The organism is Pseudomonas sp. Fl5BN2, from assembly GCF_009908205.1.
Taxonomy (GTDB): domain Bacteria; phylum Pseudomonadota; class Gammaproteobacteria; order Pseudomonadales; family Pseudomonadaceae; genus Aquipseudomonas.
Genome location: NZ_JAAARL010000031.1, coordinates 43,942 through 63,395, shown reverse-complemented (window position 1 = coordinate 63,395; position 19,454 = coordinate 43,942). Strand labels below are relative to the sequence as shown.

General features: G+C 58.9%; 25 protein-coding genes and 4 pseudogenes. 12 read left to right on the top strand and 17 right to left on the bottom strand.

Annotated elements, in window-relative coordinates; genetic code table 11:
- Positions 1–305: 305 nt before the first annotated feature.
- A pseudogene (locus tag GV819_RS30085) lies at positions 306–457 on the bottom strand (tyrosine--tRNA ligase); the annotation flags it as partial.
- Positions 458–879: 422 nt separating this feature from the next.
- Between GV819_RS30085 and GV819_RS30080 the strand changes: the two are divergent.
- A pseudogene (locus GV819_RS30080) lies at positions 880–1,254 on the top strand (low molecular weight protein tyrosine phosphatase family protein).
- 22 nt (positions 1,255–1,276) lie between these two features.
- The gene (locus GV819_RS33895; protein WP_434738446.1) at positions 1,277–1,681 is read left to right on the top strand and encodes a WapI family immunity protein; all 405 of its coding nucleotides are present in this window, start codon (positions 1,277–1,279) and stop codon (positions 1,679–1,681) included.
- A 7-nt stretch (positions 1,682–1,688) separates the two neighbouring features.
- Here the strand turns inward: GV819_RS33895 and GV819_RS30070 are convergent, their stop codons facing one another.
- On the bottom strand, positions 1,689–2,891 hold the full coding sequence (locus GV819_RS30070; protein WP_161759665.1) for a PrpF domain-containing protein: 1,203 nt from the start codon (positions 2,889–2,891) through the stop codon (positions 1,689–1,691).
- Between the two features lie 421 nt (positions 2,892–3,312).
- On the opposite strand from GV819_RS30070, the gene GV819_RS30065 reads away from it, so the two are divergent.
- A complete protein-coding gene (locus GV819_RS30065; protein ID WP_161759664.1) occupies positions 3,313–3,885 on the top strand; it encodes an AidA/PixA family protein in 573 nt (190 codons plus the stop codon).
- 106 nt (positions 3,886–3,991) lie between these two features.
- Here GV819_RS30065 and GV819_RS30060 read toward each other — a convergent pair whose 3' ends face one another.
- Entirely contained in the window at positions 3,992–4,612 is a 621-nt protein-coding gene (locus tag GV819_RS30060) for a LysE family translocator (protein WP_161759663.1), read from the bottom strand.
- Between the two features lie 207 nt (positions 4,613–4,819).
- Positions 4,820–5,452, bottom strand: coding sequence for an RNA polymerase sigma factor (locus GV819_RS30055; protein ID WP_161759662.1), 633 nt, complete (start codon positions 5,450–5,452; stop codon positions 4,820–4,822).
- 138 nt (positions 5,453–5,590) lie between these two features.
- Between GV819_RS30055 and GV819_RS30050 the strand changes: the two genes are divergently transcribed.
- Positions 5,591–5,992 carry a hypothetical protein gene (locus GV819_RS30050; RefSeq protein WP_161759661.1) on the top strand — a complete coding sequence of 134 codons (402 nt, stop codon included), beginning with the start codon at positions 5,591–5,593 and terminating at the stop codon, positions 5,990–5,992.
- A gap of 172 nt (positions 5,993–6,164) precedes the next feature.
- Positions 6,165–6,719: a UPF0149 family protein gene (locus GV819_RS30045; protein ID WP_161759660.1), complete on the top strand. Its 555-nt coding sequence runs from the start codon at positions 6,165–6,167 to the stop codon at positions 6,717–6,719.
- Positions 6,720–6,821: 102 nt separating this feature from the next.
- Here the strand turns inward: GV819_RS30045 and GV819_RS30040 are convergent, their stop codons facing one another.
- From GV819_RS30040 to GV819_RS30025, 4 genes are all read right to left on the bottom strand, one after another.
- Positions 6,822–7,409 carry a hypothetical protein gene (locus tag GV819_RS30040; RefSeq protein ID WP_161759659.1) on the bottom strand — a complete coding sequence of 196 codons (588 nt, stop codon included), beginning with the start codon at positions 7,407–7,409 and terminating at the stop codon, positions 6,822–6,824.
- 16 nt (positions 7,410–7,425) lie between these two features.
- Positions 7,426–8,037 carry a hypothetical protein gene (locus tag GV819_RS30035; RefSeq protein ID WP_161759658.1) on the bottom strand — a complete coding sequence of 204 codons (612 nt, stop codon included), beginning with the start codon at positions 8,035–8,037 and terminating at the stop codon, positions 7,426–7,428.
- Between the two features lie 107 nt (positions 8,038–8,144).
- Positions 8,145–8,495: a hypothetical protein gene (locus GV819_RS30030; RefSeq protein WP_161759657.1), complete on the bottom strand. Its 351-nt coding sequence runs from the start codon at positions 8,493–8,495 to the stop codon at positions 8,145–8,147.
- A 52-nt stretch (positions 8,496–8,547) separates the two neighbouring features.
- Positions 8,548–8,721, bottom strand: a complete 174-nt coding sequence (locus GV819_RS30025; protein ID WP_256667659.1) for a hypothetical protein — start codon at positions 8,719–8,721, stop codon at positions 8,548–8,550.
- Positions 8,722–8,809: 88 nt separating this feature from the next.
- On the opposite strand from GV819_RS30025, the pseudogene GV819_RS30020 reads away from it, so the two are divergent.
- From GV819_RS30020 to GV819_RS30010, 3 genes and pseudogenes are all read left to right on the top strand, one after another.
- Positions 8,810–9,115: pseudogene (locus GV819_RS30020) on the top strand (cupin domain-containing protein); the annotation flags it as partial.
- A gap of 555 nt (positions 9,116–9,670) precedes the next feature.
- A complete protein-coding gene (locus GV819_RS33575; protein ID WP_161759656.1) occupies positions 9,671–10,036 on the top strand; it encodes a DUF4156 domain-containing protein in 366 nt (121 codons plus the stop codon).
- A 77-nt stretch (positions 10,037–10,113) separates the two neighbouring features.
- Positions 10,114–10,200 (top strand): annotated as a pseudogene (locus GV819_RS30010) (Cro/Cl family transcriptional regulator); the annotation flags it as partial.
- 53 nt (positions 10,201–10,253) lie between these two features.
- On the opposite strand, the gene GV819_RS30005 reads toward GV819_RS30010, so the two are convergent.
- Positions 10,254–10,535, bottom strand: coding sequence for a hypothetical protein (locus GV819_RS30005; RefSeq protein WP_161759655.1), 282 nt, complete (start codon positions 10,533–10,535; stop codon positions 10,254–10,256).
- A 473-nt stretch (positions 10,536–11,008) separates the two neighbouring features.
- Between GV819_RS30005 and GV819_RS30000 the strand changes: the two genes are divergently transcribed.
- Positions 11,009–11,326, top strand: coding sequence for a hypothetical protein (locus GV819_RS30000; RefSeq protein ID WP_161759654.1), 318 nt, complete (start codon positions 11,009–11,011; stop codon positions 11,324–11,326).
- Positions 11,323–11,748 (top strand): hypothetical protein, encoded by a 426-nt coding sequence (locus GV819_RS29995; protein WP_161759653.1) that lies wholly within the window; start codon positions 11,323–11,325, stop codon positions 11,746–11,748. The genes GV819_RS30000 and GV819_RS29995 overlap by 4 nt, the downstream gene beginning before the upstream one ends.
- A 235-nt stretch (positions 11,749–11,983) precedes the next feature.
- Here GV819_RS29995 and GV819_RS29990 read toward each other — a convergent pair whose 3' ends face one another.
- Positions 11,984–12,382: a hypothetical protein gene (locus GV819_RS29990; RefSeq protein ID WP_161759652.1), complete on the bottom strand. Its 399-nt coding sequence runs from the start codon at positions 12,380–12,382 to the stop codon at positions 11,984–11,986.
- A 222-nt stretch (positions 12,383–12,604) separates the two neighbouring features.
- Here GV819_RS29990 and GV819_RS29985 point away from each other — a divergent pair, with 222 nt between their 5' ends.
- Positions 12,605–13,282, top strand: a complete 678-nt coding sequence (locus tag GV819_RS29985) for a phytanoyl-CoA dioxygenase family protein (protein WP_161759651.1) — start codon at positions 12,605–12,607, stop codon at positions 13,280–13,282.
- Positions 13,283–13,298: 16 nt separating this feature from the next.
- Here the strand turns inward: GV819_RS29985 and GV819_RS29980 are convergent, their stop codons facing one another.
- The 3 genes from GV819_RS29980 to GV819_RS29970 form a co-directional block, all read right to left on the bottom strand.
- The gene (locus tag GV819_RS29980) at positions 13,299–13,871 is read right to left on the bottom strand and encodes a DUF1963 domain-containing protein (protein WP_218579783.1); all 573 of its coding nucleotides are present in this window, start codon (positions 13,869–13,871) and stop codon (positions 13,299–13,301) included.
- An 86-nt stretch (positions 13,872–13,957) separates the two neighbouring features.
- A complete protein-coding gene (locus GV819_RS29975; protein WP_256667658.1) occupies positions 13,958–14,146 on the bottom strand; it encodes a DUF6360 family protein in 189 nt (62 codons plus the stop codon).
- Between the two features lie 2 nt (positions 14,147–14,148).
- Complete coding sequence (locus tag GV819_RS29970; protein WP_161759649.1) at positions 14,149–14,412, bottom strand: hypothetical protein; 264 nt, start codon at positions 14,410–14,412, stop codon at positions 14,149–14,151.
- Positions 14,413–14,634: 222 nt separating this feature from the next.
- Between GV819_RS29970 and GV819_RS29965 the strand changes: the two genes are divergently transcribed.
- Positions 14,635–15,063, top strand: coding sequence for a hypothetical protein (locus GV819_RS29965; protein ID WP_161759648.1), 429 nt, complete (start codon positions 14,635–14,637; stop codon positions 15,061–15,063).
- A gap of 191 nt (positions 15,064–15,254) precedes the next feature.
- Here the strand turns inward: GV819_RS29965 and GV819_RS29960 are convergent, their stop codons facing one another.
- From GV819_RS29960 to GV819_RS29945, 4 genes are all read right to left on the bottom strand, one after another.
- The gene (locus tag GV819_RS29960) at positions 15,255–15,713 is read right to left on the bottom strand and encodes a hypothetical protein (RefSeq protein ID WP_161759647.1); all 459 of its coding nucleotides are present in this window, start codon (positions 15,711–15,713) and stop codon (positions 15,255–15,257) included.
- A gap of 210 nt (positions 15,714–15,923) precedes the next feature.
- Positions 15,924–18,104: a catalase/peroxidase HPI gene (gene katG / locus GV819_RS29955; protein ID WP_161759646.1), complete on the bottom strand. Its 2,181-nt coding sequence runs from the start codon at positions 18,102–18,104 to the stop codon at positions 15,924–15,926.
- A 185-nt stretch (positions 18,105–18,289) separates the two neighbouring features.
- Positions 18,290–18,796 carry a GNAT family N-acetyltransferase gene (locus GV819_RS29950; RefSeq protein WP_161759645.1) on the bottom strand — a complete coding sequence of 169 codons (507 nt, stop codon included), beginning with the start codon at positions 18,794–18,796 and terminating at the stop codon, positions 18,290–18,292.
- 33 nt (positions 18,797–18,829) lie between these two features.
- Positions 18,830–19,402, bottom strand: coding sequence for an HD domain-containing protein (locus GV819_RS29945; protein WP_161759644.1), 573 nt, complete (start codon positions 19,400–19,402; stop codon positions 18,830–18,832).
- Positions 19,403–19,454 lie beyond the last annotated feature (52 nt).

Sequence of the window (19,454 nt, the reverse complement as noted above, 5' to 3'; positions counted from 1 at the left end):
GGGAGGCGAATTCTACAGCGTTACACGCTGCTGTCAACACCTCTTTTTCACCGCTTTCGACCGAGAGGATCGAATCGTTAATAAGGCTAAAACTCACTGCCTTACCAACTCCTTCTGGCTTCGATGAGCCGAAGCGTAACCGCCGTCGAAAACCGCGTAACTCGTTGAATCTCAAGGAGTTTTCCGTTTCGACTGCGCCGGAAGTGGGGCGAATTATAGACTTGTAGAATCTGCCGTCAACACTTAATTTGAATTTTCTATGAATAAGATCAAAAGCCCCTGAAACAGGGGCTTTCGCAAGGCTATATATAGGTGCGATCGACAACCTCGCCATCTACCTGCCCCCCGCCCCAAGAAGGTCTCGCGCTACGGCAGCATTCTTCACCAGGCCTACCTTATTAAGGACAGCAGCAATCGGCATGTCTCCAGCAGCAGTCAACTCAATCTCCGATAAATCAACATCACAGCTAGAGCCTCTTGAATCCCAGCATAAACTTCTCGATCAGCAATGCTGGATAGCTTCGCTCATCCAGCGCCCGTTAAGCGCAGCCTTTGGCGTAAGCAAAAAACGCCTTCTATATAGTAGAGAGGCATTGCGAACTTACAGAAACAGCAAATTTCCCGACACCGGGTCCAACAACGTCGAATTTTGCTTGATCACCTCGGCATAAAAACACTGAATGCCACAGGGTTCTGGCATGGCCTCATAAAGAAGCAGGTACTACACCCATCAGCGCAGCCAGAAACGCCCTTCAATCGCTTGAGTGATGACATCGACCTGCAGCCCTACCGTGCTTCGACAGATGCTGGATAGCCAGGTAAAAGCCACGAACAATCGCCGCTCAACACCCACAGCAGTGCAAGAGGGAGTTCAGCAGGATGCTGAAAGTATTGCTTATCTGTAGTCAGAACCGCCTGCGTAGCCCCACCGCCGAACAGGTCTTCGCCGATTGGCCGGGGATCGAAACGGCTTCCGCCGGGCTCAACCACGACGCCGAAGTGCCGCTTGGCCCGGAGCTGCTGACGTGGGCACAACTGATTCTGGTCATGGAGGCCCGCCACCGCAGCTAGCTATCCAAACGCTTCAAGCAGTACCTGGGACAGAAAAAAATCATCTGCCTGAACATTCCCGACGACTACGAATTCATGGACCCCGCGCTGGTCCAGTTGCTCGGTCAGCGAGTTCCACAATTCCTGCCATCAGCACCGCCCTCAAGCTCGAGCCCCGATCTGCATGTCACTAACACTCAATGACACTCCCGCCCTACGCGTTTAACTGGACATTCTCGGCTATCAGTTTCCCGACAGCCGTGAACGCTGGGACGCTAACTGGCTGCGCATCCAAGGGCGGATCGAACACCCCCAGGGCGCCTGGAGCTTTGAAGATGCCTGCCTGACCGCTTTCGAGTTGGACATACTGGCTCTCTGGCTCGTGGCCTTGACCACCGCTCAAGGCCCATGCAAGCCCTGCTGGTTCACCGAGCCGTGCCTGGAGTTTCACTTTCACCCAGGCCCCCATGCGCAGATCGAGATCCTGTTTGCCCATGAAGCCGCACCGCACTGGCTTGACCCGGCGCAGAAGGCCGATGGTTTTAAGGTCGGCCTGCCCCTGGCGAACAATCCGCTACAGGCTCTGCTGGTAATGGTCGATGCGCTGCGGCAAAGCTTTCCAGTGCGCTGAAAGCGCTTTAGTTGCGATGCTGCAGCGCGTCGACCAGGGCCGGCGAAGCGTTGTACAACGGCACCGTCCCCTGCAACAGAATCTGCGCACTGCGCCGGTAAGCCGCGCCCTTGATCAGCATCTGCGCCCCATCGAGACGCGCAGTGATCAAAGTCTCGAGCACCCCGGCCGGGTTCTCGATGGACACCGCATACTCACCCAAAGACGCACTCAACTGCGGCCCCTGGGCCAATAGCTGATGGGCCACCGTGCCTTCAGCCACGCACGCCGCTGCCAAGCAGCAGCCACCGGACACCGCCAGGGACGGATGGGCATTCTGCGGAGTGAAATACCGGGTAGACAGCTGCCCCTCCCCCAGGGCCGGGCTAACGATGCAGATCTTCGGAATGGTTTCACTGCACCGCAGCTCATCGGCACTCATCAGGCGGCCATCGCGGTTGCGCAGTTGCATGCGCAAGCCGCCCTTGACCATCAGCTCCAGCAACCGGGCCTTGAACTGCGGGTCGGCATCCAACTGCGCCGGGGTCTCCTGGCCACTTTTGCCCAGGTCACTGGCCTTGACGATGACCATCGGCACCGCCACATCGATGCAGGTAGCAGCGACGCCGTCGAGCAGGTCGAGTCGTTGCCCAGTGGGAAACAAGGCCCCGGTCTTGGCCCCAACCGGGTCGTCGAGAAACAGGTCGACCCCGGGAAACATGCCATTGACCCCAGGAATCCGCGTGTCACTGAGCAGGCGCCCATCGGCGAACCCAAGTCGGGCGTACATCGTTGTCTGGGTGTTGCTGTTGTAGATCTCGATCTGGCTATCGCGCTCGCCCGGTAGCAGCCAGCCCCGCTGCAACGCATACAACGGCAAGGCCGCCGACATGTTGCCGCAGTTGACACTCCAGTCGATGGCACTCTTGCCCGCCGCCATCTGCGCCAAGGTGCTGGTCATTCGAGACTCGCCGGGGCGGCGCTCGACGATAAATACCTTGTTGCTAGTCGGCACGCCTCGGCCCAGGCCCGTGATCTGGGTGTTGCCCGGCCACTCACCGTGCAAAGGCACGCCCATCAGGTGACGCAGCAACTCTTCCACCAGGGCTTCATCCCGAGGCAGCGCTTCCTTGGCCAGGATCAGGCCGGTGGAAGTGCCACCACGGGCGTGGCACACCGGGAACTCGGGGATGGCAACAGGGATGGCGCAACGGGCTTGAGGCTCTGACATGTAGGGCGCGTCCGTAATCGCGGGAGAGAAGGTAGCGTCGCCTGCCGATCAAGGGACTGCGGCGGTACATGATACCTGCTCCAAGGTGGCGGCATGCCTGGTCATTTTCCGTGGACTACGGGGTTATTTGTTATTACTTGGTTTCGTTAAATTGAATCAGCCTTGAGTTAATAGCCGATGGCAATAGAACACAACTAATCTGCCACCCGTCTTAATTCCACCCTTTTCACCAAGATCAATTTGACTAAAAAACCTCAAGAGCTAGATTTCACCCGCAGCCTGTTGAAAGTTGATTCAACACAACAGCACCAAGGCAAGGACGGCTGCGATGAGAAAAAGCACTTAAATCATACAACATCCACTCGATGCTGTAGTTGGCCAAGAACGCCATAGTGTCTCTCGCAGTATCAAGGAGCTATAAATGTCCAACATCTGGAACATCCTGGTTGCTATCGATGCACAAAGCATTCTCGACTATAACGGCAAGAGCTTGAGCGGCAAGCCATTCAATATCAGTCAAAACTCGGCCGCGCCCACCCAGCTCTACAATTTCTTTGTCAACGGCATTCGCCTGGACCAACAAGTCATCCACATGATCAGCAATGCCGATATTGTCGGCGCCAGCCAGGGCACAGCTGAGCTGTCCATCAACGTCCAGTCCGGCGACGTGATTCGCTGGCGCTCCACCAGCCTGTCCAAAGGGCTAGATAAGGCGGTACTGCTGTATCAGTACTCACAAACAGACGGTCCCGGTTCCATTGGCCCCAACTCTGATGGCCCAGCACCTTCCGATGTATACAACTCGCCCTTGCCATTGATTAATACAAAAAATCATGCCGGCACGCCACAAAAACAAAGTGTGGAGAACTTTTATTGGCAAGGTAACGCAGAAAGACCTGGAAAAATCAGATATTCCTGGGCTTTCATGATCGTTGACAGCAGTAACAAAGTTCTTGGCTACTGCTCTTGGGACCCGTACATCTACGTCAATTAAGCAACAACACCCTCTTGCGACAAAGTTCGCAAGAGGGTTCTTCAAGCATTATGCCCAGTGCCACGACCACTGACACAACACTGTCACTCGCACCTAATCATTACTCTCAACTGCGACGGGCCAATACCAACACTGACGCCGCGATAGACAGCAACACCGCGCAGCAACGATTGAACAACCGCTTGCCACCCGGCTCCGCGAACCAGCGCCGCATGTGCAGGCCCATACCGGCATAAGCACTGATGGCGATCCACTCCAGCACCAGGAACAGCGCCCCCAGCAGCAAAAACTGCGGGGCTACCGGCGCTGCAGGATCAACGAACTGGGGCAGGAACGCGGTGAAGATCAACACCGCTTTCGGGTTGCCGATGGCCACCAGGAACTCCTGCCGGCTCAAGGCGAACAGACCGGACAACCGCGTCTTTTTCTCGCTTTCGACCTGGGTGTCCGCCGTCCATAACTGATAGGCCAGGTACAGCAAATAGGCCACCCCGAGGATCTTGATCCCGTAGAACAGCAACTCCGAGGCTTGCAGCACCACCGCGAGCCCGGCTGCGGCCAGGGCAATCATCAGCGAAAACGCTAGCAGACGCCCAACTCCGGCCAGGCATGACGTGCGAAAGCCATAGGTGGTGGCGTTGCGTACCGACAGCAGGTTATTGGGACCAGGCGCCATGTTCAGTGCGAAACAGGCCGGGAGAAATAATGCCAGAGTGGCAAGGTTCATGAAGACTCCAAGTACCGAGGGTCGTTGTTGTTCTCAAGAGTCAAAAAATAAATAGTCGTGAGGTGCAACGCAACCTGTAGCTTGATCCTCGACTACGGCATCCTTGATCCAGCCCCCCCCTGAACCACTCGCAACGGCAGCCAGCGATCCTGAATGCCCCGACCATTACCAGGATCGAAGCCAGGCGCAGGATGTACTGACAGCGCATCAGACCCCTTGATGTCGCTCGATGGCAGCGAACAGCTTCAAGCGCCCACGGTGCAGCAGCACTCGCACGTTGGTCAGGGAAATCTGCAGTTGCTCGGCGATCGCCTCCAGCTCCAGGCCCTGACGCTCACGCAGCAACAACACCCGGCTTTGCAGCCCCGGCATGGCACTCAATACTTGCTCCATGCAATCACGCAACTGTTCTTCATCCAGCAGTGCTTCCGGGCTGTCCTCATGCCATTCCACGGGCGCCGGTGCCCAGCTGCCATCCGTCGCCGAGAAGCGCTCAGGGCCAAGACTGCCAGGGGGCGCCGGCAGCGTGCTGTGCCCCAGATCGCGACGATTCTGTACATAACGGCTCTTGGCCGCATTGGCGGTGATGGTCAGCATCCAGGTCTTGAGGCTGGAACGACACTGGAAGCCACCGAGATTGCGCACGATGGCCAACCAGGCTTCCTGCAGCACGTCATCGACGTGCCGTTGGCCGACGATGGCAAACGCCACCGAACGCATGGCACCCGAATGCCGCCTGACCAGTTCGCGATAGGCCTGCTGCTCGCCGGCCAGCAGGCGCGGCAACAACTGTGGGTCGTCCTGGGTTACTACGGGGTTTGCTGGCTGCAGTGCTTGCATGTCCCTGGCTCTCCCTGATGAGGAAGCTTGCCCCTTCACCGGAAGGGTAAGGACCATACGGACCTACCGGGAAAACGGATGCGGTCGACTGCATATTTTTCTCTGACAGCTTCTGCGGGGTCGCTATGATGGTTCCCCATGAACCCTAGCACTCCAATCCGCCTACCCTGCCCGCCCGGCGCCTGTATTTGCCAGCGCGAGCAGTTGCTGGACACCCCCGGAGCCGACCTGCGCATCCTCAACCTCACGCGCCAGGAGGAAAAACGCCTGCTCGAACGCCTGGAAAACCTTAAGGACCTGGCGGACCTGGAACACATGCAACGGCGGATGTACCAGCAACTGGGCATCCGCGTAGAAATCACCCCCAGCGACAACGAAGTGCGCAGCATGCGCGGCATCGCCATCGCCCTGGCCGAGCACCCCGGTCTGTGCCGCAAGACCCGCCAATCGATCCCGGCGGCGATCCGCCGAGCCATGGAAAATCGCCCGGAAATTGCCTATCGCCTGCTGGATGCCCAGGACTTGCTCAGGGATGCTTGAGCGCTGCACGCGCTTATCTGCAAACCACAAGCAAAGGGGTTCGAATGCCGTGAGATGGCCGAGACATCTGGATAATCGGATCTGGAAAAAAACCTTCAAGCCTCATTCTGCGCGGCACTTTTTTCATCCCGTGGCTTGATCAGCGGGACAGGCCTCATCCAGGAATAGCGAGATGCAGAATCAGCCACTGAACGACGCCGAGTTCGACGTCATCGAAAACACCCTGCTGCAGTACGGTGACGATCACTTGGTACTCAATCCCTCCGAACTCGATGGCTACCTTGCCGCCCTGGTGTCGAGCCCGGCGCAGGTGGATATCGCCGAGTGGTTCCCGGCCATCTGGGGCGGGCAAAACCCGGAGTGGCAAAGCCCCGAGGAATGCCGTCAGTTCATCGACCTCTGTGTGCGCCATATCAATACCCTGGCACAACAGCTGAGCGCCGCCCCCAGCGCTTTCCATGCCCGTTTCGAGCAGACCGAGCATCAGCAACAGATGCTGACCCTGGCTGAGGAATGGTGTTTCGGCTACCTGCGCGGGGTAGCCGTGGGCAACTGGGCGCCGATGCCGGCGCCACAAGCCGCTCTGCTGCAGGCAATCATCGACTGTGCCGAACAGGACAACTTCGAACTACCCGCCGACCTGGACCTGGATCAGCATCGCCAGCAGGTGGCCGCGATCGAGCCCGCAGCCCGGGCCCTGCATCAATACTGGCTGGAGCAGCGCTAAGGCCCCGGGCCTCAAAAGCCAAACCCCGCCGATGAAAAAACGCCGCTTGCCCTTCCAGGGACAAGCGGCGCTTCAACTGCATCCATCCCGCTGCAACAACCCTTACAGCAGACGGCGTTGCACCGCTTCATCCAGGGTGCTACGGGCCAGCTCCCGGACCACGTCGCGGGTGTCCTGCTGGAAGGGAATCGCCACGATCAGCAACAGTTGCATCCAGGTGCGTACCGACTCGCTCTTGCGAATCCGCCCCAGTTCCTTGCCGTCCTTGTCCTTGAACACGGTTTCCAGGGTGAAGGTGTTCTTCGCCGTGGACGGGATGATGAAGAAGGTGGCGCCGGTGATGATGGCCGAGGCCATGCTGAACTGTTCGTTGTTGTACAGGGTGGCTTCGGCGTACAGATCCGATTCGACCTTGTCGGTGCTGACCCGGGACAGGCGCCCGGACTGGCGGTAGGTCTCGGCCACCACCGCTTCCCAGGCGGCGGCCGGAGCGCCGGCAGCGGCATTGGCCGGGCCGCCATTGACCTGATTCATCGCCGTGGTGCGCACGAAGGCCGTGGGTTTGTGTTGTTCCGCCTGGGCGGTGGGTGGCCAGGCCGTGACCGGCGCCAGTTCCTTTTGCGAGTACGACACGCAGCCGCTCAGCAGCACTGCGGCGAGTACCAGTGGGTGTTTGATGAAACCCAGCATGTGACGCTCCTTGATCCTAGTGTTGCGCCAACCGGGCGGTGGCGGTGTCGAGCAATTTGCCGACCAGCTCGTTGAGTTGCTTGGCGCCCTGGGTCGGGGCCCAGTATTCGCGCCCATACAGACCGACATTGCGCTCGAACTTCAGCTGCTCCCTGGCACTGGCCAGTTCCTTGCCGTCGCGGTCGACAATCGACAGATCACCGGCCAGGTCGAAGCTGTCGACGTAGATCGGGCCGTTGACCCAGATCCACAGGGTCAGGGTCAGCAAGGCCCCCGGCACGTAGCCCGGGTGCGGCCCGCGGTGGCCCTTGAGGGAGGTCATGTTGAACTTCAGCACCACGTCGTTCTCCCCCAGGCGGGTGGGGAATTCGCTGAGCTGCTGGAAGTAGCCGGCGCTCTTCACGTAGGGCGTCAACTGGGCGGTCAGGGAGCGGCCGATGGCGGTGCGGTTGGCTTCGTCAATGCCCGGGGCGGACACCTGCACATCGGCGATTTGCGCGGTGCGCGGGCTGCTGACAGGCGCTGAATGCAGCGGCGCGCCCAGGGGGCCGGTGACGTTGTAGGAGACACAGCCGGTCATCGCCAGCGTGGCGACAAGGGCGGTGGCCCTGAGGAGGGTTCTGAACACGGAATATCCTTATTGACGGACGGACAGCACCAAGGTCTCGACCCCGAAGGCCATAACTTTAGGAACACCGCGCATTCAGTTGGGCGGCACAGGCCCGCTCCCGGGCGTTATTGATAATCCTCTTCAAAGGCCTCAAGCAGATTGAACAGGTGCTCGTCGAGCATCGAGAACATGTCGATCTCTGCGGGCGCCACACCGGTCCACTCCAGCTCGGGGTCGGTCTCCACAATCAGCAGCGGCACCTGGGCTTCATTGCAGAAGGCGAGGATGTCGCGCAGTTCCTGTTCTCGCTCCACATAGTCGTTGTGAAACAGCCTGGCGCTGTAGAAGAAGCCTTCGGCGCCACGGCGCAGATAGCCCTGGGCAACGCTCAGGGACAGGCCCAGGCGCTGATGAAGAAACTTCACCAGCACCAGGCTGGTGGCGGGAGTTGCCGTGGCGATGCTGATCCGGGACATAGCAGGTTCCTTGAAAAAACGATGGCTAATGACCGCGCGGTTACTCGGGGCGCTACCGTTCGAGCCCTTGCACATGACGCTCGATGTCATCCATATCGTCGTCCCCCAGGGTCCGGTCGAAAGGTTCGCTGAGAATCCTGCGCACCTGGGCCAGACGCTGGGTGACCTGCTGGTTATCGATGAAATCGGTGGTGGTGCGCTGGTAGTCGGCCACGGGTTTGTCCATGTAATAGGCGCCCATCTTGTGTAGCGAGATCAGGACGAACTCCAGCTCCGCCAGGGCTTGCAGTGCCTGCTCGCCTGACAGCGTGATGCGGCTGCAGGTGAATTATGAGAACGGGATTATTGATCAGTTGCTGACGCCCCAACCGACCCGGCAGCTGGAGTTTCTGCACTCGAGGTTTCCGCCGGGGAGGTACAGCAAGGAGAGCTATAGCCATGAGGGCGAGGAAGCCGGGTATGTGCTGTCGGGGAGTTTTGAACTGTGGGTGGGCGAACGGCATTTTCAGTTGAGTGAGGGGGATAGCTTTAGCTTCTCCAGCCAGGAGCTGCATAAATATGGGAATCCTGGGGAGGAGGATGCGCTGGTGTTGTGGGTGATCACGCCGCCGACGTTTTAAGGGGCGTGGAAAGGTTGGAGTCGACACCACAGCGTTCGACTAAAAGCAGACTTCATCAGCCTGCGACTTCAAAGTGAATGTGGCGCTTCTTTCCAAGACTGACAGGCCACCGTGATTGGGTTGCTTCTAATAGCTCGTCACTTGACTTAAGTGTTTCCCCATTTAGCACCGTTCAAGGACTTTGGATAAGTCGCTCAGGGGAGGTTTCGAAGTTCAGCGTTTATAACGCTTGAGGAATTACTCACACGATGACCATTTACTCTGAACCTCCGCGTGATCGGAATAGGATGTCGTCTTGCTGAGCTGGAGTGCCACCGACTCCAGCAAATCATCAGCTTAAGCACAAGCAGCTGAATCAGTTCAGTTGCACAAGACGGGATGCCAGGCCGCATACGAATGGGCGTCCGGTTCACAGGGTAACTGTTTAAAAATGTACAGGAAAAATTACTAATCAATACAGTTCCTGCTCTACCGAAACCAGATACTGCGCGGGCTTAAAGCCCTAGCAGACTATCCAAAGGGCAACTTCATTTTGGTAGGAAAGGAATCGTGTACATGCTTGTCTCTCGCGCTCTAATTTGCATCAGTTTGTCCACTGCTTTACTTGGGCTGGCAGGTTGTGCGCCTACACCTATTGTGGGTCCCACTGCCAACACCGTACGCATCACCCATAACGAGCCAGGCCCTGAATGCCAATTCTTGGGAGATGTCACGGGTAGTCAAGGCAACTTTCTGCTGGGCAGTATCACCGGGAACGCCGACCTAGAGACCGGAGCCCGTAATGACCTGAAAAACAAAGCAGCTGCGATGGGCGGCAATCGGGTTTATCTGCTCACTCAACGAGCTGGCCAAACCGGTTCGGACGACCGATTGGAGCAAACCAACGTCACCCTCTCAGGAAATGTTTATCGCTGCCCTTAAGCATCCGGCGAAGTCACCTTCGCTATCCCAGCCATAAGGGCGAAGGCCTCAGGCAGGCGTGTTTGCCGGACGCTCAGGGCAACTCCAGCCAGGAACCGCATAAGTATGGGAATCCTGGGGAGGATGCGCTGGTGTTGTCGGTGATCACGCCGCCGACGTTTTGAGGGAGGTAATTCTGAGCGGTAGCGCCCTGCACCGCTCTTTCGTTTAGTGACAACTAGCTGTCACGGGCTGGGAAGTAGAACTGCTGCCGCAACCACTCGCTGAACTGGGCCTCGGTCAGCGGAGCGGGTTGCTCGCCCATTTCATTCCAGGTGCGGTTAATCATGTGTTCCCAGTTTCGGGCGACGTCCGTGAGTGGCGCTGCTGCTCCCCAGAAGTGTCCGGCCTCCAGCGTTGCCCTGACTCGACCGTTTAGTTCAGCGAGGGTGGCGGCTCCGTACAGATAGCGCCGCCCGGACTCTAACAATTGTCCGAACTCGGTGATTTCAACGGTCATGTTTGCTCCCTTAAACAAAGCGTTTGGATAAGTAGTTTTGAGATTGATGCAGAGGATATCTGCTCTTCTGTTGTCACTTCACCAGGGGCTAGCCTAGTAGTATGCAATACCAGCGTCTGCTTACAGCCAGTAGCCACCGATCATGAGTGCCTATACGTCAGGTGCGATTCTGCCGATCGTAATGTGGTGCCAGTAGCAGACCTCTAAATGAATCATTACGTGGATCCGACAATCCTGAGAGGCTTAGTCTTTTCCTTATCCTGGACAGCTCCATTTTCCTCTACTAGCCTCTAGCCACTACGTATCGACAGCGACGTGCCAATGTCGAGTTCCCCCTTCTGTTCTGCTGTACTTATCGCGGCCGCTTGTATGAAGTTCAATAGCTTATCTGTGTCCGCAGCATTGAATGCTACATGCTCATTTTTAAGCGACAGCAAAGTCACCAATGTATTAGCCATTACCAGGATGGATATATGAGAGCGATACTTTTTTCCGTGTGCGTCCTGCTACCAACTCAGGCCATGTCCGCAGGCCTTCTAGGAGACATAACTTCCGAACTTGGAAGAATTGCCGACGACGTCAAAATCACGAACCCAGCGATTAGTCAAGAGGTTTACGGTGCGTCGGTCAAGATCGAGAGAGCGGCACTTGTTCAAGCCATACAGGAAGATGCCTTGAGTAAGCGTATTTATGCGCTGGAAAAGCAAGTCGCTAAACAGCAGGAAATCATCTCAAAATACGAACGACTTGTAGCTGAGCTTGAGTCAAAAATACCGAAGGTGATGCAATGAGCCAAGAGTATATAAACCAACTCAAGGCCGAAATAAGCGTCTTAACTAATGAGACTCAACAAGCGGCCGCAAGCGTCGTCGCCAACTCCGACGCAATGGCTAACGGTGCATATAACGACAGCCTAATACTCTCATGTGTTGTCGTCGGGTTTGGGGTGTTCGTTCTGCTCTGCATCACCTACCTCATTCAAAGAAATAAGAAGCCTGATATTCTGCTGCGCCCATTTGGCACCATACTCATTGTTATAGGTGCAGTATTCCTTATTGTGGCGGGTTATTCGGAAAAACAAATTGCGCCAGTCATTGGTCTTCTTGGCACTATTGCTGGCTATATACTTGGAAAAGAATCGAAGGAAAAATCTGAGACGAACTCAAAGCCAAACCCAGATAAGCTAAGTGATAATCCGGGCGGCATTGGTTAACAACGAAATCCAGCCTACCGCTTTACGTCGCCAAAACGGCGGCTGGTATTTTGCGTTAGCTATCTGGGGCTTTTCAATAATCGAAATTTTTATCGCCTTATGGAAAAGGAGAAACAACAAGCTTCTCTATCATGAGCAATGCAAGCTGACCGATAAGGCTTTGAACGGTTAGCACGTGATGTCTCCTATGAAATCTAACGTAAAGTCCATATACGACATGTTAGGCTTCTCTGGATTAACCGAACGGCTTCTTAAAAAAGTCCTCGACTGCCTTCACAACTACTTCTGCGGTACCAGTGACGACATTACCTGCCTCGACTACGGGGTTCTCCAAAAACTTTCTCGCATCACCGTCTATCTTAAGCGCGTCCAAGACATCAGCTCTCGCTTTAGGAATTAGTGCGTTATCTCCACCCAAAGGTCTACCTTTATAAACTTCACCAAGATCAATATGTGCGGCGGCGTAGTTTTGAGTGAGCGCGACAAACGGCAGTATGACGATGGTTAAAGCGATATCAGAGGTCTTTTGAGCATCCCCTAGCCAGTTCGGGACGGCACCATCTTGACAATTTTGCTCCTCTAGGACTGCCTTGTTTATTGCTTGGTTTTTTGTATCTATTACCTGTGTGAGCAATACCTTGGGTAACTTATCGTTACAGCCCCTCCAACATGGGCGGGCGCTTGTGCGCCTGCATCTTACCGGGTTCTCAGGCCCGGTCGCTGATTTTGCAGCGACCGCAGCAGACTAGGCGGCTGTTCGCGCTGAGGCAACCGCTAAACCGTCGCCGGTTATGTCCAGGGCTTTTGCCCACAGGTATGCTCGACGGGTTATTGCAGATAAGGATATCCAGCCCCCATGACCGCCCGCGAACAGCTCCACCGCAATGGCTATGCCCTGCTGCGCCAGGCCATCCCGGCCGACTGGCTGGCGAACCTGCGCACCACCTTCGATGCCGGGGTAAAGCCCTCGGACCAATGGCCGGTGCCCCGTGGCTGGGACTGGCGTCATTCGCAGTTGGATATGGATGCACAGGTGCAGGCCCTATGCCGCCTGCCCCAGGTGCTGGCGGTGGTGGGCGAGTTGATCGCCGAGCGCTTCTTTCTCGCCCAGGTGGAGGGGCGCGAGCCGCTGGCCGGGGGCGGTCATCAGCAGTTGCATCGGGATTTTTCGGCGCAGCGGCCGGGGGATGTGGTGAACGCTATCGCCTATTTCGATGACTACGGCCCAGAGAACGGTGCGACGCGCCTTGTTCCCGGCAGTCATCGCCCGGGGGTGCAGGAAGGGGCGTTCGACTTCGCCGACGAATCCGGCGCGGTGCAGCTTTCAGGCACGGCGGGGGACATTCTGCTGTTCGATGCCGATCTGGTGCATGGGGCCAGTCTGAACCCCAGCGGTGCGCGCCGGCGTTCGCTGCTGATCGCCTACTTTGCCGAGCCGCTGTACGCCAGCCATCAGCAAACCGCGAACCTGCGCAACATTCAGATGGACACCCGCGAGCGCTTCGATCCCAAGGATTTTGCCCTCGTGGGCTGAGGGCCCGCCCCCTTTCTTATGAACTCTGGATGATCAGGGCCCCGGCCATCAGGTCTTCGTCATCAATGCCTTGCTTCAACAGCAGATAACCGGTTCCGCCGACCAAAATGCCCTTGTGCCCTGGAGCGGCCCTGTTCAGCCGGGAGTTGTTGATCTGCAGTACATAGTTCAAGGCTGGGCGTGTCTCTTGGCCCTGAATCCAGGCGGGTATTCCGGCGATCTTGGCCAGGCCGTTTTCGTCGCTGTCCTGCCGCGGATTTTCAACCACGTCAATTCGCCGCGCCGGGGTGATGGGCTGTCCGTAACCATCCACCTGTCGCGCCGCGGGCCTGTAGGCCAGCACCTTGCCGCCCTCTTGCATGGCCTGCTCGATGTAGGTGTCGCTGACGATTGAGTAAGGCGTAAACAGCGAAACCACCAGCTCGTCATTCAATTGCATGCCTGCAAGGTATCGATTGATAAAGCTGGCCGGCAGACTGGCAAGGTGCAGCAAGGGGGCGCCCGTCGAGTCAGTGGGCCAAGGGATGGACTCAGGCAGGTAGGGATTGCCGCCGAGGTAGGCGGAGTCCTGGTCGGGGTCTTCGGGCAAAAACACTAGTTCGTTAAACAGGGTCTGTTCCTCTCAGGTGTGCCGTTGCCCAGGTGGTTGCGTGGGCGCTGGTCTTGGGACTGCTTTCAGTCCGCAAGGCGGCCGGCCAAACGTTGCAGTGCCTGGGCCAGTTCCCGGGCCTGTTCTGCCGTCAGTTCCACCGGATCGTTATGCGGGCTGATGGCCTTGAGATGAATTGCACTGCCCTGCTCTATCCATAGGCGCACGGCGCCCTCGCTGCTCTCGAAATAATCCGTTGTGCGGTCCACCGACATGTTCATTCACCTTGTGCGTAGGCCGTGGCCAGTTCCAGCAGACGGGTGAAGCTGGCAATCGCAAAGTAGTAATCATCCAGGGTGTCGCCATCCCATTCTTCGACAGCCTCCCTGGCAGCGGTGAGGGAAGCGATGCGGGTTTTGATCTCGGCAATTTCCGCCGCGCCGCATTGTCTGGAGATGAGCTCCCAGCCGATCGGCGAGATGCTTTGCTGGATGCAAAGTCCTTCACGGGCTTGTTCAATCAGCGCTGTCAGTTGGCTCATGGGGGTTGTCCTTAAGAGGCTGGGGGCTTACCGGCTACCTTGCCGGGCAAGCGCAGGCGTTGTGCCTTGGCGCTCAGGCGGCGGATGGTAACCCACTGGCTGCGGGCCCTGCGCGGGTTGTGTGTACAGGGATTTGGACCCCGTGCGCTGTTCAGGGTACTTGGCAGAGCAGCACCGGTCCGCTTCAATGAGCCCCCGTTTACATATTCAGGAGCTTGAAGGATGCAGCTTTATTACCGCTGGACGGCCGCATGGGTCATGGCGTGGGTACTGGGAGCTGGGCTGGCCCAGGCCGAGGAACGGCCACAGGTGGCGGACAAGATCGTGGCCTACACCGGGCCACACGGGGTGAAGGTCTGGACTCTGCGCATCGATGAGCGCAGCGCCAATCAGGCGCTGGTGCAGGTGGAAGACGCCGACCACGACTGGAACATGCGCATTCAGAAAATGAGCGTGGAGCAAACCTCGCGTGACACCCGTTACTTCACTCAGGTGGACGGGCAGAAGTTCGTGGTGCTGCTGCTTCAGGAAGGCTATGGCGAGTTGCATCTGCCGGGTGAGGCCAAGCCGCTGAAGGTGGGTTATGACAGCAACCTGTCCAGCTATGGCGATGCCCAGGCGTTTCTCAATGAGTACCTCAAGACCAAGTAAGCGCTTGGCGGGCGCTACATGGCCCGCCCTGATTGCCGCCAGTCGTGCTCGAAACGCCTCGACCGCGCTCGCAAAAACGCCTCCCTAGGGAGGCGTTATCGTTTTACCCGGCCTGAAGTTGCCTTGAAGCAGATCAAGCGACTAGGGACCATCACCTGCCGCTGCCTTTCAGTGAGCTACCCTGCGCGGCATTAGGTCCGTTTGAAAAACAACATGGCGTCAACGAACCGCTGAGCCTTCTGCTGCGTGTCGACCTGCGAACTGTTCAGCACTCCACCTGCCTGGTTCCTGGTCTGCACGACCCAACGACCACGCTTTGAGTAGAGCGTAACGCTACCAATCGAGTTGAAATAGATACGGGTTTGCACCGCTTTGGAGGAAGTCTTGGAGCTGCCGGCTGCTATGGCTCCTACACCGATAGGCGTTGCACTTGCAAAGCCGCTGGTGGCAGAAATGGTCCCACTGCCGTAGCCAATATATTCGTCCGTGAAGAACACTTGTTCGGGTCTGGTTTTCAGCGGTTGTTCCATCAGTACCTGTTCAATGATCGACTCCGCCTGACTCTGTGTAATAGGCAATGCCTTGTATTCAACAACCTTTGCTACGCACCCTGTAAGTAACAGTAGCGCTGCAACGACAATAGCTTTCATCCCTGGCTCCCTGAATTGATGCAGGGCATTTTGCCATAGTGCATCCAGCACCGTGCGAGTTCGCAGAGCGTTTTGCCTGGCACTAATTCTTCTGCTGGGGGGGAATAAGAGGGTCGAGGAAGTTGCCAGCACTTGCCACAGACAGCCGCAGCCCTCGACCTGAATGCTCAAGTCGGGGGCCGCCAGTTGCTGGACGTTAATCCCTTGCCCTCAACGCAGATCAAACCGGTCCAGATTCATCACCTTGTCCCAGGCCGCGACAAAGTCGCGCACGAACTTCTCGCCCGCGTCCGCCGCGGCATACACCTCGGCCAGGGCCCGCAACTGGGAGTTGGAGCCCAGCAGCAGGTCAACCCGAGTGCCGCTCCACTTGTACTGCCCGCTGACGCGGTCGCTGCCTTCGAACTGTTCGCGGGCCTCGGACAGGGCTTTCCATTGGGTGCCCATGTCCAGCAGGTTGACGAAGAAGTCGTTGCTCAGGGTCTGCGGCCTGGTGGTGAACACGCCGTGGGGCGATTGCCCGACGTTGGCCCCCAGCACCCGCAGGCCGCCCAAAAGTACGGTGAGTTGCGGGGCGGTCAGGGTCAGCAGTTGCGCTCTGTCCACCAGCAAGGCTTCGGCGGTGACGCCGCTGACCGGCTTGAGGTAGTTGCGAAAGCCATCGGCCACGGGTTCGAGCACGGCGAAGGATTCGACGTCGGTCTGTTCCTGGCTGGCGTCCATGCGCCCTGGGGCGAACGGCACCGTGATGCTGTAACCGGCATTTTTCGCCGCCAGCTCCACCGCCGCGCAGCCGCCGAGGACGATCAGGTCCGCCAGGGATACGCGCTTGCCGTTGCTCTGAGCATTGTTGAAGGCGCCCTGGATGGCTTCCAGGCTGCGCAGCACCTGGGCCAGTTGCACCGGCTGGTTGACCTCCCAGTCTTTCTGCGGCGCCAGGCGAATACGTGCGCCGTTGGCACCGCCACGCTTGTCCGAGCCGCGAAAGGTCGAGGCCGAGGCCCAGGCGGTGGATACCAGTTGCGCCACGGACAGCCCGGACAAAAGGATCTGCTCCTTGAGCGGCTGGATGTCCTGGGCGTCGATCAGCGAGTGGTTCACCGCGGGAATCGGGTCTTGCCAGATCAGTTCCTCGACCGGCACTTCCGGGCCCAGGTAGCGGGCCCGGGGGCCCATGTCGCGGTGGGTGAGTTTGAACCAGGCCCGGGAGAAGGCTTCGGCCAGTTGCTCGGGGTGCTCATGGAAGCGCCGGGAGATCGCCTCGTAGGCCGGGTCGAAACGCAGCGACAGGTCGGTGGTGAGCATCGACGGCGTGCGGCGCTTATTCGGGTCGTGGGGGTCGGGCACGCTGTCGGCGCCGGCGCCGCCCTTGGGTTGCCATTGGTGGGCGCCGGCGGGGCTGGTGGTCAACTCCCATTCGAAGCCGAACAGGTGGTCGAAGAAGTCGTTGCTCCAGTGGGTCGGGGTGGTGGTCCAGATCACTTCCAGGCCGCTGGTGATGGCGTCGCCGCCAACGCCTGTGCCGAAGCTGCTTTTCCAGCCCAGGCCCTGTTGTTCCAAACCGGCGGCTTCCGGTTCCGGACCGACATGGCTCGCCGGGCCGGCGCCGTGGGTCTTGCCGAAGGTGTGACCGCCGGCGATCAGGGCCACGGTTTCTTCGTCGTCCATGGCCATGCGGGCGAAGGTTTCGCGGATGTCCCGGGCCGCCGCCAGGGGGTCGGGGTTGCCGTTGGGGCCTTCCGGGTTGACGTAGATCAGGCCCATCTGCACCGCCCCCAGGGGGTTCTCCAGCTCCCGATCGCCGCTGTAGCGGCTGTCGCCGAGCCAGGTGGTTTCGCTGCCCCAGTAGACGCTGTCTTCCGGTTCCCAGACGTCCTGGCGGCCACCGGCATAACCGAAGGTCTTGAAGCCCATGGATTCCAGGGCGACGTTGCCGGTGAGGATGATCAGGTCGGCCCAGGAGAGCTTGCGCCCGTATTTCTGCTTGATCGGCCAGATCAGCCGCCGCGCCTTGTCCAGGCTGACGTTGTCCGGCCAGCTGTTGAGCGGGGCGAAACGCTGCTGGCCACCACCGGCGCCACCACGGCCATCGGCGATGCGGTAAGTGCCGGCGCTGTGCCAGGCCATGCGGATGAACAGCGGGCCGTAGTGGCCGAAGTCCGCCGGCCACCAAGGCTGGGAATCGGTCATCAGCGCCAGCAGGTCGCGCTTCACTGCGGCCAGGTCCAGGCTGTTGAATTCGGCGGCGTAGTCGAAACCCTCGGCCATGGGGTCGGACAGGTGCGAGTGCTGGTGGAGGATCTTCAGGTTCAGTTGGCCGGGCCACCAGTCACGGTTGCTGGTGCCTTCGCCGGCGCTGTGTTTGAACGGACACTTGGCTTGGTTGGACATGATTCACTCCTTCGGGCGCGGCTACCTGGTCGCTCGATGTCGGCCCGAGGCTGGACGTCCGTATGAAAAGCGTAGTGAAGGGCAAGCGAAGGTAAAAATAGCTTCGCTGCATGACCTCGGCATAAAAAAACCATGACCGTTGCAGGGCTTCTTGAATCAGGGCGTGCTGGCCGCGCCCCAACGCCTCAACCCTGGGCGTCGAAGCCCGGGTGGAAGCTGACCTCGCCCGTCGGGTATGGCCCGTGGAACGCCAGGGCCTGGAAGTACTCCGGCGGGACTCCGGGCAGCAGCGGGCCCTGCCCGGCCTGGAAGCCAAAGCGCGAGTAGTAGCCGGGGTCGCCCAGCACCACGCAGCCGGCCGCACCGAGGGCTTGCAGTTGAGCCAGCAGTTGGCGGACCAGTTGCGCGCCAATGCCCTGGCCCTGGCGCGCCGGCGTCACCGACACCGGGGCCAGCCCGTACCAGCCGGGTTCGCCGCTGCTCAAGGTCACAGGCGAGATCGCGGCATGGCCCACCACCTGCCCTTCGTCTTCGGCCACCAGGGACAGGGTCAGGGCGCCGGCACTGCGCAGGGCGTTAACGATGTGCTGCTCGGTGTGGCTGGAATGCGCGGCGTCAAGAAAGGCTTCGCGGGTGACCTGTTCGATGGCAGGGATGTCGCTCGGGCGTTCGGCTCTGAGAATCAGGCTCATACAGTCGTGGTACTCCATTAAAACGTTCAGGAATCACTCGGCAGCGTCCAGGCGGCGCTGGGTATCGGCATCGATTTGCTCACGCAGGGCCTGGAACAACGGCGTGGCGCTGGTATAGCGGCGGCCGTAGTCGAGATTGAAGCGGTAGTCGAAGTCCGCCGGGTTCTGGCCCTGGGTGTGTTGCAGCAGGGTTTCCAGCTTGTCCAGGGCCTTGACCGTGCGCGCCTCGGTGCTGACGGCGCCTTCGTATTCGTCCCACAGGTCCAGCAGGCGCTGGCGCGCCGGAGCGTCCAGGGTCCGGGCGAGGAACTGCAGGTCTTCGCGCTCCTGCTGGCTCTTGTCCGGGTGGGCGCCCTGCTCCACCGCAGGGATATCGCCATGAATGGCCTCCCCCAGGTCGTGGACGATGCACATTTTCAGTACCTGCAGCAGGTCCAGGTCACCCAGTTGGTCTTCGAACAGCAGCGCCATCAGGCACAGGCGCCAACTGTGCTCGGCGGTGCTTTCCTGGCGGCCGCTGGAGGTGTGGGCGCTGCGCAGCACGTCCTTGAGTTTCTCGGCTTCGCGGAGAAATTCGAGTCGACCGCGGAGAAGTTCGCTGTTCATGTTCAAGCCTGTGTTGGTTGGCGAAAGTTACCGGGCAATCATCCGCACCGAA